This is a genomic window from Alteromonas sp. AWM4_230 (assembly GCF_056158305.1).
Genome location: NZ_JBSWTB010000001.1, coordinates 461,732 through 476,454 on the forward strand (window position 1 = coordinate 461,732; position 14,723 = coordinate 476,454).

The window sequence follows — 14,723 nt, forward strand, 5'->3', positions numbered from 1 at the left end:
CCTATGAACTGTTTTAATTGGCAACGTGCTGTTATAAAAGTTGGCAGTGCCCTTATTGCACCTGAAGGCAATGGGTGTAGCGGACGCTACCTTTTATCTCTTGCTCGATTCATTACCGCAAGCCGAGAGGCTGGCAAAGAAGTAATTTTGGTTTCATCTGGCAGTGTCGCTGCTGGTCGTAGCCAAGTTAAAGTTCGCCACAACGCTTCTATTGCAGAGAAGCAGGCCATGGCTGCGATTGGTCAAAATTTAATGATGGCCAACTGGCAGCGCTTTTTCGACTTTCCTTGTGCACAAGTATTGTTAACGGCGGATGATCTGCGCGATAGAACCCGCTACGTAAATATTAAAAATACATTGCGCGAAATTTTGAATCACAATGCGTTACCTATTGTGAATGAAAACGACACGGTAGCTGTCAACGAACTTAAAGTAGGTGATAACGATAACTTGGGTGCTTACACCGCCCTGGTCGCCCAAGCAGACACCCTCATTATCTGCTCAGATATCGACGGTTTATTTACCGCAGACCCAAGAAAAGACGTCAACGCGACACTCATTCCACAGGTAGATAAAATAGACAGCACCATTTACGGTCTTGCCGGTGGCGCTGGAACTGCGGTAGGAACTGGCGGTATGCGTACGAAAATTGAAGCGGCAGACAAGTGCACCAGTAGTGGTATCCAAACACTTATCGTTAATGGGCGAAAAGGCGAAACCTTCGATGCTTTACTTGAAGGTAAGGTACCAGGGACTTTGTTTACTGCTAGCAGCACACCGGCCAGCGCCAGAAGGCTTTGGCTTACTCACACCCTTAAAACCGCTGGTAGAATAGAAGTAGATATTGGTGCTAAAGAGGCGCTAGTAAGAAAAGGCGCGTCATTGCTGCCGTCGGGTATTGTGAATGTGAGCGGTTCATTTGAACAAGGGGATGCCGTTGAAGTGATGTGCGATGGAGAAATTATCGCTAAAGGTCTTTGCTTGTATAACGCAAAAGACTTAACCCTAATAAAAGGGAAAAAGTCGAAAGAAATCGCCAGTGTGTTAGGTTATGAAACAAGCGATGTTGCCGTTCACCGTGACGATATGGTGCTTTATTCATAGCACTATCATTGAAATACGATATAGCGCTTAGGCGCTATATTTGTTCACTGTTTGGGCAACAACACTTACCCAAATGTATATGCCAAGGATTGTTCATGACTGATATTACACCGACACTTGCCGACTACCCTTATAACGTCACTATTGCCACCCGCTGGCAAGACAATGATGCATATGGTCATATCAACAATGTTGTGTATTACGGTTTCTTTGATACCGCGGTAAACCGCTTTTTGATTGAGAAAGGCAATTTAGATATACATAACGGGCAAACCGTTGCGTATGTGGTAAGCAGTCAGTGCCAATACGTCGCTCCGGCGGCATACCCAGAAGACATTTTTGTGGGGCTACGGGTAATAAAAGTAGGTCGAAGTTCAGTGACCTATGGGTTGTCTGTGTATGCTGGTGATAACAAGCGACGAGTGGCCCATGGTCAATTTGTGCATGTATTTGTAGATAGGAAGACCGATAAAGCTATTCCGATCCCTGTAAACGTGAAAGCGGCGCTAGAATCTATTGTGGAAGTAATGTAGGCCTATCGACAATGACAAAACACGATGCTTTAAACAATAAAACTGAAGGTAACCAAACGCAATCGTCGCGCAACGGTCAAAAAAAACGAGTTGTCTTCCTAGACGCTGAAACAATGGATTTACCCAGCCTTGATACTTCTGTACTCGATAGTCTTTATGCCGACGTCACACTTTATCAGCAGACTCGTGCTGAAGAAGTTGCCGAGCGTATTCGAGCAGCCGATGCGGTTTTAGTCAATAAAGTTGTGCTAAAAGCTGAAGATCTAAAGCAGGCAGAACAGCTTGGTTATATTGGTGTAACGGCTACTGGTACGAACAATATCGACCATGATTACTGTAAACAAGCGGGTGTTACTGTTCAAAATGTAGAGGGCTACGGCACTGATAGTGTGGCGCAGCACGCTTTAACCTTAGCGCTGAACTTGGCTACGAACTTTGTGGCATATCAGCGTGATATGGATAATCAGGCATGGTCCGCTTCTTCTCATTTTTGCTTACTTAATCACCCAGTGATTGAACTTGCAGGTAAACACGCGGTGATTGTGGGTCACGGCGAACTTGGTAAGCGTGTAGAAGCATTGTTCAAAGCTATGGGGATGAAAGTGAGTATTGCTGCTCGCCCCGGTAAACAAGACGACCCTCGCCCTAGCCTTTCGTCCCTTTTGCCCAGTGCTGATGTGATAAGCCTTCATTGCCCACTTACTGAAGATACCGAAAAGCTTATTAACGCAGATACGCTGTCATTGATGCGGCCTACGGCTTTTCTTATCAATACCGCTCGTGGCGGGCTGGTTGATGAAGAGGCGCTTTACCATGCGCTTAAACACAACAAGATTGGTGGTGCAGGCTTAGACGTACTTAGCGTAGAGCCACCGCCCGCTGATCACATATTACTAAAGGAGCCGTTACCTAATTTACTGGTAACGCCACATAATGCTTGGATTGGTAATAGTGCAAGGCAAAAACTGCTTGATAAAGCCCTTGTCCATTTAAAAGATTTTTTGGGTTAAAGCACGGCGATGAATAACGCGACCTTATTTGCTCTGTGCTGCCTGATTTGGGGTTCGACTTGGATAGCAATTACCTATCAAATCGGACACACATCAGAGACGTTTGCCATAGCGCTTCGCTACTTTTTAGCGTCGGCTTGTTTAGGGGCATACTGTGTTATTAAACGTTTACCGCTAAAACTTCCCCTGCACGTTCATGTGAAGATGGCGGCAGTAGGTCTCTTTTTATACAGTTTGAATTACACGCTGCTGTATATTGCACAGGCGCATATTATTAGCGCGCTATTGGCGCTTATGAGTTCCTGCATTATTTATATCAACGTTGTACTTCGCCGTTGGTGGCTAAAAGAGCCCATAAGAAAAGAAGTGGTGGTTGGGGCCACCTTTGGCTTGCTGGGCATTGTGTGTCTATTCGTGCCTGAGTTTTCAAAAGTATCCATGGACGCAGCGCTTGCCACCGGTCTTGCCATCGCGTTTGTCAGCTTTTTCTGTGCCTCAACGGGCAACGTTATTTCCGAGCGTATTCTGACTTCGGGGACGCCTGTTATTCAAATGAATTTCTATGCCATGAGCTACGCCATGGCGCTGCTTTTTATCACCTCGCTGGCTATGCCTGGAGAATTAAAGATACCTACCCACATTGAGTTTTATTTATCACTCGTGTACTTGGCAATATTTGGCTCTGTGTTCGCATTTGGCGCATATATGAAACTGTTAAAGCAGATGGGCGCAGACAAGGCAGCTTACGTTGTGCTGGTCTACCCCATGGTTGCACTGGTTATTTCTACATTTTTTGAAGGTTACACTTGGAGCGTGTTATCAGTACTTGGCGTAGTAATTGTGCTGGTGGGTAACGCCATTGCAATGGGAAAAGTTCCCCGCTTTATGCGTCGCCCACCCGTATCTAGCTAGGGTCTGCTGAGCCCTACTATGCATTAAATCAACACTCCTGATAAGCACGTTTACTTAAGTGCATTGATTTTCTTGTTTAGCTCGTAAGCAGGCTCAGTGACGATGGTTTCAAGGGTTTCAATACGCTTCATTAAAGTTTTAATTTGCGCATCTTTTTCTTCTAAGCGCTGCTGCTGTTTGTCGGTCACGGCTTTTACAAAAGGATTACTGCACTCGCCGTTCATCCAGTCGTTCAATCGCCACTGGAATTTTGCGTCTAAGTAGCTTGCCAAAAGCACAAGCGACGTGATGCTGCCAATTAACAAAACTAAACTTAACGTAGACATAGTGTTTTCCTCATTTAAATTTCAGCATTTAAAGTTGAAGCTTTTTAGGGGAAGTGTCCTCACCGCCCGTTACTTCGTGTTTTATTTCCTGTCTTTGTTGAGTAGTCGTGAGCTGTTCAAAAAAATTACAGCTTCATCGAAAAAAGTTTGTAATAAAAATAGGTGTGGGCAGACTGATAGAAGTAACACAATAAAATAACAACAGTTTTTGCTATTAGGGATGTAACCTTGGGGCAGGGTTTTGAAGATGTTTTTGCGCAATACGGAGCACTACTTGGCCGTGTAGCTAACAGCTATGAGGCAAACGAGGCGATGCAGCAAGAGTTATTGCAAGAAATTGCTATTGCAGTTTGGCAAGGACTGTCTCGCTTTAAAGGCGATAGCAGCGTAAAAACCTATATCTTGAAAATAGCCCACAACCGCGCTGTGACTCACGTAGCAAGTCAAGTGAAGCGTATTGATACTCATCAATACGAACACGATGATACGGGCTCTGACGGGTACGCGAGTAACACGCATTCTCCAGAAGAAATGTCTAGTCACCATCAGTCTTTAGAACGCCTATTGCACGCTGTACGATCCTTGCCACTGCAGCCAAGGCAGGTGCTTACCCTCTCTCTTGAAGGCTTAAGTTACGACGAAATAGCAGACGTATGTGGTCTGACAAAAAACCATGTTGGTGTGATATTAAAACGCGCCAAGCAAAATATCATGCAGGAGCAACCGCATGCATAATTCAGATAAAGAAAATCAAAAGACGCCGCCAATATCAGCAGGTAACGAACAAAACGAGGCCCTATCTGCGCTATGGCAAACTCAGCCAGTTACGACTATCGATGTTGAGGAAGTAAAGTCCAGTTTGCGTAGCGAGCGAATAAAACAGCGTTGGTATATGGTGATAGACTCGCTAGCGTTTGTCCCAGCGATTTATTTTCTTATTAACAGTTGGGATAAATTTACGTTTGTCGCTCACGCAATGTTTATATTTATGCTTATTACTGCTCTTCCCCTGCTTGTCTATCAGCTATGGCTAAGAAGAGTGGCTGCATTTTCAAAAGATACGCAAACCGCTGATCATCTCATTCAGTTGACTAAACAAATTAAAAATAACGTGAAGATTGCCTTCATTACTAAGCACTCAACGTGGACTGCAGTGCTCTTTGGATATGCTTTCTTGTTGGAACGTTATTTTTTCGGTGACCCTGCGCCAGAGAAAATCACCAAGATGACGATAGTTATGACAACACTTAGTATCGGAATGCTAGTGTGGTATGTATGGGCACACAAAAGACAAAAGCGCTTCGAGCGGCAACTCAAAACGCTAGAAAGTATGGCGCAGCAGCGCTAAAAAATAGAGCCTAACTAATCAAAGCATCAACACAGAGCGTTTAGCTGTCCTTGCTAGCACTTGAGGTATCAGCGTTGCTTCTCTGTGATGATTCTGAATTATTATCGGCCTCATCGGTATCATCACTGTCGTCATCAGCGCTATCGCTTTTGCGAGTTCTGTTATCACCTAAAAAGAACTCATAATAGAGGTCTAAGGCAAACTCTGATTGGTCTTCCAGTGTGGTTTGGATTGCCTCTAAATACAGGCTCGGTAGTAACTGATATTTAAGCGCCAAGTCAGGTGGTAGCTGTCGACGTCTCAAGGTGCTATTGGCATCGTTATCTTTTATGCCTACGTCCACATTGTATTCCACCGAGAGCCTGTCATTGATTTGGCCGGTAACAGAAAGCAAGTTTTCATTGGTACTTAGGCTAAAGTCATCAATGCCTAAAGCACTGCCTAACTGGCCAGTAAGGGTTTCTGTGTTCGAAAGCCCAAAGCCCAATAGCAGAGCTGCGTAGTTAGGATCTGCTGAACTGCCTGAATCTGGTCCAGACCCTGTTAATAAGTAAGATAATACGCCCTGCTGGTCCATAGAGGGTTCAGAGAAAAGGTTGATGCTCGGTGCGTCAGCGGCCCCGTCAATACGAATGCCCGCTATAACATCATCGTCGGTTTTCGCCGGGTCTCTTATAGCCTCTACCAGCAACAGCGGTTGGTCGATTGGGCCATTGAACTGTACTTCGCCGGTTTGAATTATTAATTGTTGGCCATAGGCGCTGTAGCGACCGTTTATTATTTGCAGGTCTCCATAGCCAACTAACGCCGGCTGAGTGTTCACGCGTATACCGCCGAACAAGCTAGCTGTAAGGCCAAAGGCTTCAAGCTTTACTTCTTCTGTTTTGTTTTTATCAATATTAACCAGCACAGAAGCATGAACAATATCCAGTGGCTCTTCTTTGTCTGGTTCTCCGCGCAAGTGCACGTCCTTTGATGGTGAAACTGCACTTTCAGGCAGGGACTCTACCTCAATTCGGGCCCACGGAATATTAATATCGCCTGTAACATCGACCTTCTCTTTAGTTGCGGCAACATCAATATTAGGCGATACCTTAAGGCGAATGTTTGGTTGTCTTATTTCAAAGCTGTTGCCCTTTAACTTAAAGTTAGCGCTAGGCTCTGATGACCAGTCGAGTTCACCTTTTAGCGTACCTTTACCTCCACCGAGTATAAAACTGCCATCAAGCGCTGCAGTTTGGTCGCTAAGAACTACTTTCTGATTCCAGTCAGCTAAGGTGACTGGCGTATCTTGAATATCTATTGCGCCGTTAGAAACCGTAAGTTCGCCATTTAGAGATGGGTCATCGACATAACCGCTAAGGGTAATATTACCGTTAAGCACCCCTGTTAAGGTGCGAATAGCGGGAGAAAGAGGTTTCAGTGGCGCTACATCAAGTCCCTCCATTACCAACTTACCTTCCAAAGGTATTTCCTCTTCAAACGGTCGGGTGTTTAACGTAAGTGTTGCATCACCGATATCTTGACTAGAGATCAGTGAAGTAGACTCCAGCAGCCCTTGTTTTATTTTACCGCTAGTTTCAAACGAGTTAATGGTAAGCGTTAATGGTCTGGTTTCACCTAATTGCCACGGGGCTGCACTCATTGACGCGGTAAAAGTGGCGTCAATAGGATCTTGTTGTGAATAGCTGCCTATTGTTTGAATACTCAACGTCGCTTCAGAGGGCGCTGAAACCATGGTCGGCACTAGTTCATTTGCCCACAGCCCCACAGGCAGTGACGTTGCCTTAATATCCCAACTTGCTTTGCTGTCTTGGTAATTCACGTTCGAGATACATAGCTCTCCTTCGCGTCGCGATGTCCAACAGTGCTGGCCTATTTTGGCCGTAACAGGGGCAGTGCCTATATCAAGCGTGAACGGGCTTGATAACACCCATTGCATATTAGCAAGCTCTAGCTGGGTATCGCTTATTTCACCTACCCAGTGATTGTTTGACCATGCGCCTTTAAGGCTGAAGGCGACTTGATTATCGGGCACAGAAAGGTCTAGCCGAGCTTTGTGGTCTTTATAAGTGCCATCTAGTGTTATCTCGCCGCTCAATGGCCCTTGCTGCGCCGCAGACGCATTTAAATTTGGAGATATAGTGATGTCGGATAAATCTAATGTGCCGTTGGCTCGTGGATTTTGCCACGGACCAGAGGCAGATATTTTACCATTTATCGCACCGGATACTTCTGGGTAAAGATTATTTATTGTGTTGGCGTTAATAGTAATATCGGCGTTTAAATGACGCTTGTTTAAGACTTGTGCAATAGCTCGAATAACGTTCTTTTCATTTTCCCCTTCTTGCACAATGTTTACGTTAGTAACGAATAAGTCACTGGGGCCGGCATACACGGCGTTGCCTTTTATTTCTAGTGGTTCACCTTGTAGCACGCCAGATACCTGCATATCTTTAAAGCTCATATGCAGCCCGCCACGCTCTGAGTACTGTAAAATGCTCTCTATCTGGCCGCTTAAGTTCTCAGGTGCGTAAGCGCTGAAACGCTGTGCAGACACGTTTGAAAGCGTGGTTTTTCCCTCCCAAGCAATACTCTCGTTCAGGTAAAGGGTACCTGTATTGACTAAGCTACCTTCTAGCGCCTCAATATTCGCCTGATTGACATAGATATTGTTCTTTTTAAGCACAACATCCAGTGATACAGGCACATTGCCTATGTCTGGCAAGGTTGCTGCACCGGCGCCTTTTAGCAGGTAATCGCCCATAGTGCCTTCAAGTGACAGCGTACCTGCTTTTAACGTGGCGTTTTCCATTGTTGGAATGGGTTGCTCTTGCCACTTTGCAGTAAATTTAATGGGGAGTTCGGTATTAAGAACGTTTGCCGCTAAATTAGCGTCTGCGTTTACAGCCCCCTTTGTGTTGAGAGTAAGGGCCAAGTCATCAAGTGCTCCCGATGCGTTTAAGTTTACGGTAAGGGGAGCATCATCAAGGAGTGTCTTTGCTCTAGCTGCAATGCTTAGCGGGAAGTTCCTACTAAGGGTGGCGCTCGCTTTTGCTTTTACTTCCCCTTGTTCATGTGCGAAGACCATTTCTTCAATGGCAATATCACTGTCTTTGAACTGCGCATCAAGTAGCGAGATCAATGCTATTTGTTGTGTGCTACCAGCTTGTGTAAAGTGTAAATCTTCAACCAATAAAGTACCAAGCGATACGGGAATAGGAGCGGTAATTGTTGGTAATTCAGGTACTTCATAGCTAAGCGAGTAAGAGCTAGGCAAGGTGCTTTCTTCATCTGGAGTCGCTTGCCCTGCTGTTTTATCAGCGCTTTGTTCAAGCGTCTGTTTTGACGTGGAAGACTGAGCTTGAGAAGCCGTATTTGCTGCCGGTGAGTTTGTATTTTGTTCTAACAGGGCTATACGAACCCCTTTCGTGGCTAAACTGTCAAGAGCCAGCGTCTGGTCACCGCTGAAATCCGTAAGCTCTAGCTCCTCAACCTCGACGGTTGTGGTAAGAAGCGTAACGTTAATATTCGCAAGCGCTAGATACCCTACCTCAATAGGGATAGGCAAAGAAAATTCATAGCTATCGTCTGTTTCTTCATCAGTCTCAGGAGCAGCAGCGAGTTGCGTTAATTTGGCATTCTCAAGCGTGAGTTCATTCACGCAGACTTTTGGTTCAAAGAAACAACGCCACGTTATATCAATATAGGCATACTCCGATGACACACGCCACTGCGCGTTCTCCCAGTTTAAATCGCGTATTTCGAGGGTATCGGCGAAACTTCCCTCGATATCATCAATGGAAAGGTTTGTAACAAAGCTATTCGCTATAAGTTTTACCATTGGGCCGCCCAATGGGCTAATAAGTAGCGCGTAAATGGCAACCAATAGCAGTATAGGTGAGAGCAGAATGGCCGAAAGAGTACGTTTTCTCATAGCTCAGGCCCTAAAATGATGTGAATGCGCCAATCATTTCCTTGTTTTGATAGCCCTCTGGCTAAGTATAATCTTACAGGGCCAATAGGTGACAGCCAGTGAACCCCGGGGCCTATACCATAAGCGAGTGAATCGCTTATATCGTTAGCTGCTTTACCCGCGTCTACGAAAGCGGCTATTCGCCAGTTGTCTGCAATTGAGTAAGCGTATTCTATGCTTGATGTGACTAAGTACTTTCCGCCAATAGATTCAAGGTCAAGCTCGCCAGTCTCTGGGTTAATAACATCTGCTTTCGGCGACAAGTCACGAAATTTAAACCCTCTAACGCTTTGGTCTCCTCCAGCGTAAAAGCGAAGTGAAGCTGGTACATCATCGAAAGAATTTGTTTTAATTGCTCCAATTTCGCCGCGTAAAGTTATTCTATGCTTATTAGCGAATGTACGAATTAACATGCCTTCAACGGCAGTTTTAGCATAGTCAATATCTGAGCCAAAACCCTCTTTGCCATATTGAGCCAGCACTTGAACATAGGTGCCGTTGCCAATGTTTAGTTCGTCGTCTTTATCTCGGTAGGTGAGTGAATAGCCCGGTAAAACTAACGAGGTGGTATTTGTATCAAGGTCCCCCTGATCGTAAGTCTCTCTAAGGTAGGTTACTGAATAATCATGTTGCCAAGGCGATCCGTCTTGTTGGGTGTATCTATGTGCTGACAAAGAAAGGGTTTCGCTTTCAAAAGAGGTATTGGCGTACTCAATAAACTGATAGCCCGCTTCGATACTGGCATAGTCACGGGTGATATTTTTCATCGGGATGCGATAGTCGGCGGTAACCGATTGCTCAGGCTCCGAAATAAAAATATCTGATGAAACTGAATGGCCTTTGTCATTTACCCAAGGACGTTCCCAACCCAAACGTACTCGCGGACCTGTATCGGTAGCCGCACCGACCGAGACGTTAAATGCATCGGTAGGCCTGTGTTGAAGCGAGACTTCAACAGGAACCAGTAAACCTTCTGCGTCGCTCACTACTGGCCTTGCTATCACTCGGTTGAAATAGCCCGACTGATTTAAACGTCTGTTAAAGTCGCCTAACACTGAAGATGAATAGGCATCGCCAGTTTTAAAAGGTTTTAGGCGCTCAATAATCGCTTTAGCTTTATCATCACCTACGAATTTGAGTTCCCCAAACTTATATTGAGGCCCGCTTTGCGCAATTAGCAGCACGTTTGCTTGTTTTTCGTCACGTACTAAATCTAAACGTGTTGCTTGCCAGAAATAATCAAAATAACCATTTGAGAGAGCGTAGTTAAACATGGAAGATTTAAACGACTCATAGATGGTCTGATTTAACACATCACCTTCTTTGAGTTTAAGTGAGTTAAAACGCTCTCTAAATGCTTTATCTTCACGACCCGCACCAATGATCTCTCGGGTAACTTTGTTGATAGTAAGAGGAGTATTCAACGCAACCGTTACTGTGACCTTGTCCCCTTCTTGTATGCGTACCTTGGTTTCACTGTTGTAAAAACCATAGGGTTGTACCGCCGTCGCCACCGCTTCTGCCACTTCGTCTTGCCAATAAGGGTCAGTTAAAAGTGCTTTTTCCACATCAAGTCCGCTTAAATGCAGTCGGATGTTGTTACGTAGCTTCCCGTCTTCAACACCTTGAACATCGTAGGTAATTGACTCTTGAGCCAAAGATGTCGTGCACAGCAAGCACAGCTGCACGCACAACAAAGCCTTAGCTAATAAAGAGCATGCTTTGGATGTTTTGCGCACTAATTGTCGGGAAAATAGGCCTTGCAAAGTGGCAAGCCCGCTCCAAGTTGAAGGCATGAAAAGGCTAAATCCTTAAGGTAACGCTGGGCTTAGATGCTTACCGGTTTAGGGTAAAGTCCATATTATATCTGTGGTTAATAGTACCATATCTGTATTTTGTATTCGCAAAGTACGACGAGAGATCAAATTATTGCGTCAATATTGTCTATAGCAATCCGTGCGGGTTGGTTTTTGTACATTCGGTCACAAATTTGTATACTCTAATTAACATAGTTTTGAGGTTTACTCATTAGCTAAGTTCCGCCCATAATAAAAAAATACAAGGGAATGTTATGTCTTATAAAAAGGCTTTCTCACCAGCTACGCTTATTGCCCTACTATTGTTAGCTATTTCGACTACGTTGTGCGCTGAGTCAAATACTCAGAAAAATGCCTACGATGCTTTTAGTAAGCTACCAACCTATTGGACACCATCTTTGTCGCCCGATGGAACAAAAATCGCTTTTGTTCAAAATGTTGAACAAGGAGAGGCGTTTGCCATGCTCGCCACCTTCGACTTGGTAAAGGGTGAAAAGCATTACCTACTTCGCTCTGACAATGAACGTGTAAAGATTAATTGGTACAAGTGGGTGAACAATGAACGTGTCGTGGTGAGTGCGCGCTATGAAACTCGCCGTGGTACCACAAAAGTGCATGACACCCGCTTGTTAAGTATTAAATTCGATGGCGAGGGCGGCGCGTTTAATATGGTTGAATGGGAACGAATTAAGCGTCGGGCCGGTAACCCTAACCACATTCCCCAATTTCAAGATGAGGTTATCGATTGGCTACCTGATGACCCAGATCATGTGCTTATAGCAATCGATGCCGAGGTGCTAGGTTTACCTTCAGTGTATAAAGTCAATGTCAACACTGGAGGGGTAAGTCGCATTATGCGCGGTAAAAAACGCATCAGAGATTGGCTTACCGATCAACAAAGTAACGTCCGAATTGGCGTTTCACTTAATTATGATAGCGGTGAGCGCGAGGTCTTTCTAAAAGAAGAGGATGGCTGGCGAACCTTGTTTGCCTATAACGCCATGACAGAGAAAGGGGAATACCCTGTGGGGTTTGCGAAAGACCCAAATATTCTTTATTACAAAGGCTACAAAGGTGACTACCGCGCACTTTACACCCTAAACCTTAAAACCAATGAGCGAACTGAAGTTTATGCTGATGAAGGGTACGACGTAAACGGTAGTCTTATTTACTCACCGGTCACGCGAGATGCTATCGGTGTGCGTCACGATGGTCGTTTTTATTGGGATGAACGCTATGTTGCACTTCAAAACGGTATCGACCAAGGGCTTCCAGATTATAACAACACGTTAGTTAGTTTCAGTGACGATGAACAAACTTATATTGTTTATTCTGAGTCTGATGTATTGCCTGGTGTGTATTTACTGGGTAATCGCAAGGAAGGCACGCTGAACATGCTATTTGAGCAATACAGCCAAATAGACTCGACGAAACTATCCGAGCATAAACTTATTGAGTATGAAGCCAGAGATGGTATCAAGATTGAAGCATATTTGACGCTCCCTAAGGGGGACGGACCCTTCCCAACCATTATTCATCCTCACGGCGGGCCAGGGGCTCGTGATTTCAGCGGTTTCGACTACTGGACTGCATACTTCACCTCTAAAGGTTACGCGGTGTTGAGGCCAAACTTTAGAGGCTCAAGAGGTTATGGGTATAGTTTTGCGCAAAGCCAAATGAAAGGATGGGGCCTAGCTATGCAAGACGACATCACTGACGCCGCAAGTTGGATGGTAGAAAAGGGATACGCAGAGCAAGATAATATGTGCATAGTGGGAGCAAGCTACGGTGGCTATGCCGCGTTAATGGCAACGGTTAAAACCCCCGAACTATTCCAATGCGCCGTAAGTTTTGCGGGAGTGAGTTCGCTTAAACACGTTATCATTCACTCTCGTCGCTTTCTCAATAATGAGTTTGTTAAAAATCAAATTGGTGACGACTACGATGATTTAGAAGCTCGCTCGCCTTATTACAATGCAAAAGGGATCAAGACGCCTATTCTACTTGTGCATGGCGAAGAAGACCGTATTGTTCCACCTCTTCACAGCCGTTACATGGCTGACGAGCTAGAAGACTACGACAAAGTTTTTAAATACGTAGAGCTTGAAAATGGAGACCATAACCTTTCTATTCAGCGCAACCGTCACCTATTTTTTGAAGAAATGGATGTGTTTTTGGACCAATACTTAAAACCGTCTAAGAACGGCGAGGCGGTAGCAGCTAGTCTGTCAGAGGAGTAACACTCGTTAAAGGTGGCAGTATTTACGATAAGATAGCCTGGTTTGACGGCTTTTTAACCAAGTTTCAGGTATACTTACCAAGGCGCGAGGATTTCGCGCCTTTTTTAATTCCCTCACTTTATTTCATATTCGAGACTTTATGCCCCAGACATCTAATGGCGTATCTGATGATACTGCAGTTGTGCAAAAGCCCGCTCTTGGCCTTGTTGAATTTGTTGCTTTGATGGCGACCATGACATCGCTGGTGGCACTTAGCATAGACGCTATGTTGCCCGCACTTATTCAAATTGGCGAATCACTTAATGTGCAAGAGGCGCATCAGACTCATCTGATTGTCACCGTATTCTTTTTAGGGATGGCATTTGGCCAAATGTTCTTTGGCCCCTTTTCAGACAGCCGTGGTCGTCGTCTTACCATTTTAGTGGGGCTGTGTATTTTTGCGTTGGGAACCTTTGTATGCATGCTTGCTACTAACCTGGAAACCATGCTGGTGGGGCGTGTTATTCAAGCGTTTGGGGTGTCTGGCCCTCGCATAGCCTCTATGGCAATTATACGTGACCTATACGTAGGTGATGCCATGGCAAAAGTTATGTCGTTTATCATGATGGTGTTTATCCTAGTGCCTATGTTGGCTCCAATTATTGGCCAAACTGTGATGGAATTGACGTCATGGTTTCACATTTTCACTATGTTCCTCATAGTGGCTACTATGGCGGGGATTTGGTTTTTTTCTCGTCAAGGCGAAACCTTGCCTCGTGCAAAGCGCAGAAAATTCTCGCGGGCACACTTTTTTAAATCATCAAAGTTTATTCTGACCCATCCAGAAGTTATGGGTTATACCTTTGCCATGGGTTGTATCTTCGGGGCGTTTTTGGCGTATTTAAGCGCGTCACAAACCATATTTACCGTGTTTTACAATGTTGGAGAGTGGTTCCCGTATATCTTCGCTACCCTCGCCTTTTCTATCGGGCTTGCTTCTTACTTCAACGGCAAAATGGTAATGCGTTTCGGCATGCGCAAGCTGTGTCGCTTTGCGCTAAAAGGGGTAAATGGGTTTGCGGTGGTGTATTTAGCGCTGCTGTTTGCCTACGATGGTCTACCGCCATTAATTCCAACCGTGGGTGTTATGTTCGTCGGCTTTTTCTTCGTGGGCATTCTGTTTGGCAATTTAAACGCTATGGCAATGCAGCCTCTTGGCGATATGGCTGGTTTAGGTGCCGCAATTATTGGCTGCTTTTCAAGCTTATTCTCTGTGCCCGTTGCCCTTATCGTTGATAGTTTTTTGAATGGAAACTTGATGCCCATTGGTTGGGGCTTTCTTATCTTTTTTGCGCTGGCGTATGCATCAGTTCGCTACGCTGAGCGTGTTCGGGAAGTGGCTGTTTCTTAAAAAGATAAGTGGTTGTTAGTCACTGCTTTGAGTTAGCTAAGCAGTACGCTTTAAAAGGATATGTGAC

Annotated in this window: 11 protein-coding genes; 8 read left to right on the forward strand and 3 right to left on the reverse strand. The window is 45.0% G+C overall.

Going from position 1 to position 14,723, the window contains the following annotated elements:
• The first annotated feature begins 3 nt into the window (after positions 1-3).
• From proB to ACXACS_RS02015, 4 genes are all read left to right on the forward strand, one after another.
• The gene (gene proB / locus ACXACS_RS02000) at positions 4-1,104 is read left to right on the forward strand and encodes a glutamate 5-kinase (RefSeq protein ID WP_474803427.1); all 1,101 of its coding nucleotides are present in this window, start codon (positions 4-6) and stop codon (positions 1,102-1,104) included.
• A gap of 95 nt (positions 1,105-1,199) precedes the next feature.
• Positions 1,200-1,637: an acyl-CoA thioesterase gene (locus tag ACXACS_RS02005; protein ID WP_474803430.1), complete on the forward strand. Its 438-nt coding sequence runs from the start codon at positions 1,200-1,202 to the stop codon at positions 1,635-1,637.
• 11 nt (positions 1,638-1,648) lie between these two features.
• A complete protein-coding gene (locus ACXACS_RS02010; RefSeq protein ID WP_474803433.1) occupies positions 1,649-2,647 on the forward strand; it encodes a D-2-hydroxyacid dehydrogenase in 999 nt (332 codons plus the stop codon).
• Between the two features lie 9 nt (positions 2,648-2,656).
• A complete protein-coding gene (locus ACXACS_RS02015; RefSeq protein ID WP_474803436.1) occupies positions 2,657-3,559 on the forward strand; it encodes a DMT family transporter in 903 nt (300 codons plus the stop codon).
• Positions 3,560-3,609: 50 nt separating this feature from the next.
• Here ACXACS_RS02015 and ACXACS_RS02020 read toward each other — a convergent pair whose 3' ends face one another.
• Positions 3,610-3,885, reverse strand: a complete 276-nt coding sequence (locus ACXACS_RS02020) for a hypothetical protein (RefSeq protein ID WP_474803439.1) — start codon at positions 3,883-3,885, stop codon at positions 3,610-3,612.
• A gap of 228 nt (positions 3,886-4,113) precedes the next feature.
• Here ACXACS_RS02020 and ACXACS_RS02025 point away from each other — a divergent pair, with 228 nt between their 5' ends.
• Entirely contained in the window at positions 4,114-4,620 is a 507-nt protein-coding gene (locus ACXACS_RS02025; protein WP_474803442.1) for an RNA polymerase sigma factor, read from the forward strand.
• Complete coding sequence (locus ACXACS_RS02030; RefSeq protein WP_474803445.1) at positions 4,613-5,233, forward strand: hypothetical protein; 621 nt, start codon at positions 4,613-4,615, stop codon at positions 5,231-5,233. Before ACXACS_RS02025 ends, ACXACS_RS02030 begins: the two co-directional genes overlap by 8 nt.
• A 40-nt stretch (positions 5,234-5,273) precedes the next feature.
• Here ACXACS_RS02030 and ACXACS_RS02035 read toward each other — a convergent pair whose 3' ends face one another.
• Together ACXACS_RS02035 and ACXACS_RS02040 are read right to left on the reverse strand one after the other, a co-directional pair.
• A complete protein-coding gene (locus ACXACS_RS02035; protein WP_474803448.1) occupies positions 5,274-9,170 on the reverse strand; it encodes a translocation/assembly module TamB domain-containing protein in 3,897 nt (1,298 codons plus the stop codon).
• On the reverse strand, positions 9,167-11,005 hold the full coding sequence (locus tag ACXACS_RS02040; protein WP_474803451.1) for an autotransporter assembly complex protein TamA: 1,839 nt from the start codon (positions 11,003-11,005) through the stop codon (positions 9,167-9,169). Before ACXACS_RS02040 ends, ACXACS_RS02035 begins: the two co-directional genes overlap by 4 nt.
• A 275-nt stretch (positions 11,006-11,280) precedes the next feature.
• On the opposite strand from ACXACS_RS02040, the gene ACXACS_RS02045 reads away from it, so the two are divergent.
• Positions 11,281-13,266 carry an alpha/beta hydrolase family protein gene (locus ACXACS_RS02045; RefSeq protein ID WP_474803453.1) on the forward strand — a complete coding sequence of 662 codons (1,986 nt, stop codon included), beginning with the start codon at positions 11,281-11,283 and terminating at the stop codon, positions 13,264-13,266.
• 139 nt (positions 13,267-13,405) lie between these two features.
• Entirely contained in the window at positions 13,406-14,656 is a 1,251-nt protein-coding gene (locus ACXACS_RS02050; protein WP_474803456.1) for a multidrug effflux MFS transporter, read from the forward strand.
• Positions 14,657-14,723 lie beyond the last annotated feature (67 nt).

Excerpts from the sequence above, each read along its gene's own strand:
- proB (WP_474803427.1), top strand. The coding sequence starts at position 4 with ATGAACTGTTTTAATTGGCAACGTGCTGTTATAAAAGTTGGCAGTGCC.
- ACXACS_RS02005 (WP_474803430.1), top strand. The coding sequence starts at position 1,200 with ATGACTGATATTACACCGACACTTGCCGACTACCCTTATAACGTCACT.
- ACXACS_RS02010 (WP_474803433.1), top strand. The coding sequence starts at position 1,649 with ATGACAAAACACGATGCTTTAAACAATAAAACTGAAGGTAACCAAACG.
- ACXACS_RS02015 (WP_474803436.1), top strand. The coding sequence starts at position 2,657 with ATGAATAACGCGACCTTATTTGCTCTGTGCTGCCTGATTTGGGGTTCG.
- ACXACS_RS02020 (WP_474803439.1), bottom strand. The coding sequence starts at position 3,885 with ATGTCTACGTTAAGTTTAGTTTTGTTAATTGGCAGCATCACGTCGCTT.
- ACXACS_RS02030 (WP_474803445.1), top strand. The coding sequence starts at position 4,613 with ATGCATAATTCAGATAAAGAAAATCAAAAGACGCCGCCAATATCAGCA.
- ACXACS_RS02035 (WP_474803448.1), bottom strand. The coding sequence starts at position 9,170 with ATGAGAAAACGTACTCTTTCGGCCATTCTGCTCTCACCTATACTGCTA.
- ACXACS_RS02040 (WP_474803451.1), bottom strand. The coding sequence starts at position 11,005 with ATGCCTTCAACTTGGAGCGGGCTTGCCACTTTGCAAGGCCTATTTTCC.
- ACXACS_RS02045 (WP_474803453.1), top strand. The coding sequence starts at position 11,281 with ATGTCTTATAAAAAGGCTTTCTCACCAGCTACGCTTATTGCCCTACTA.
- ACXACS_RS02050 (WP_474803456.1), top strand. The coding sequence starts at position 13,406 with ATGCCCCAGACATCTAATGGCGTATCTGATGATACTGCAGTTGTGCAA.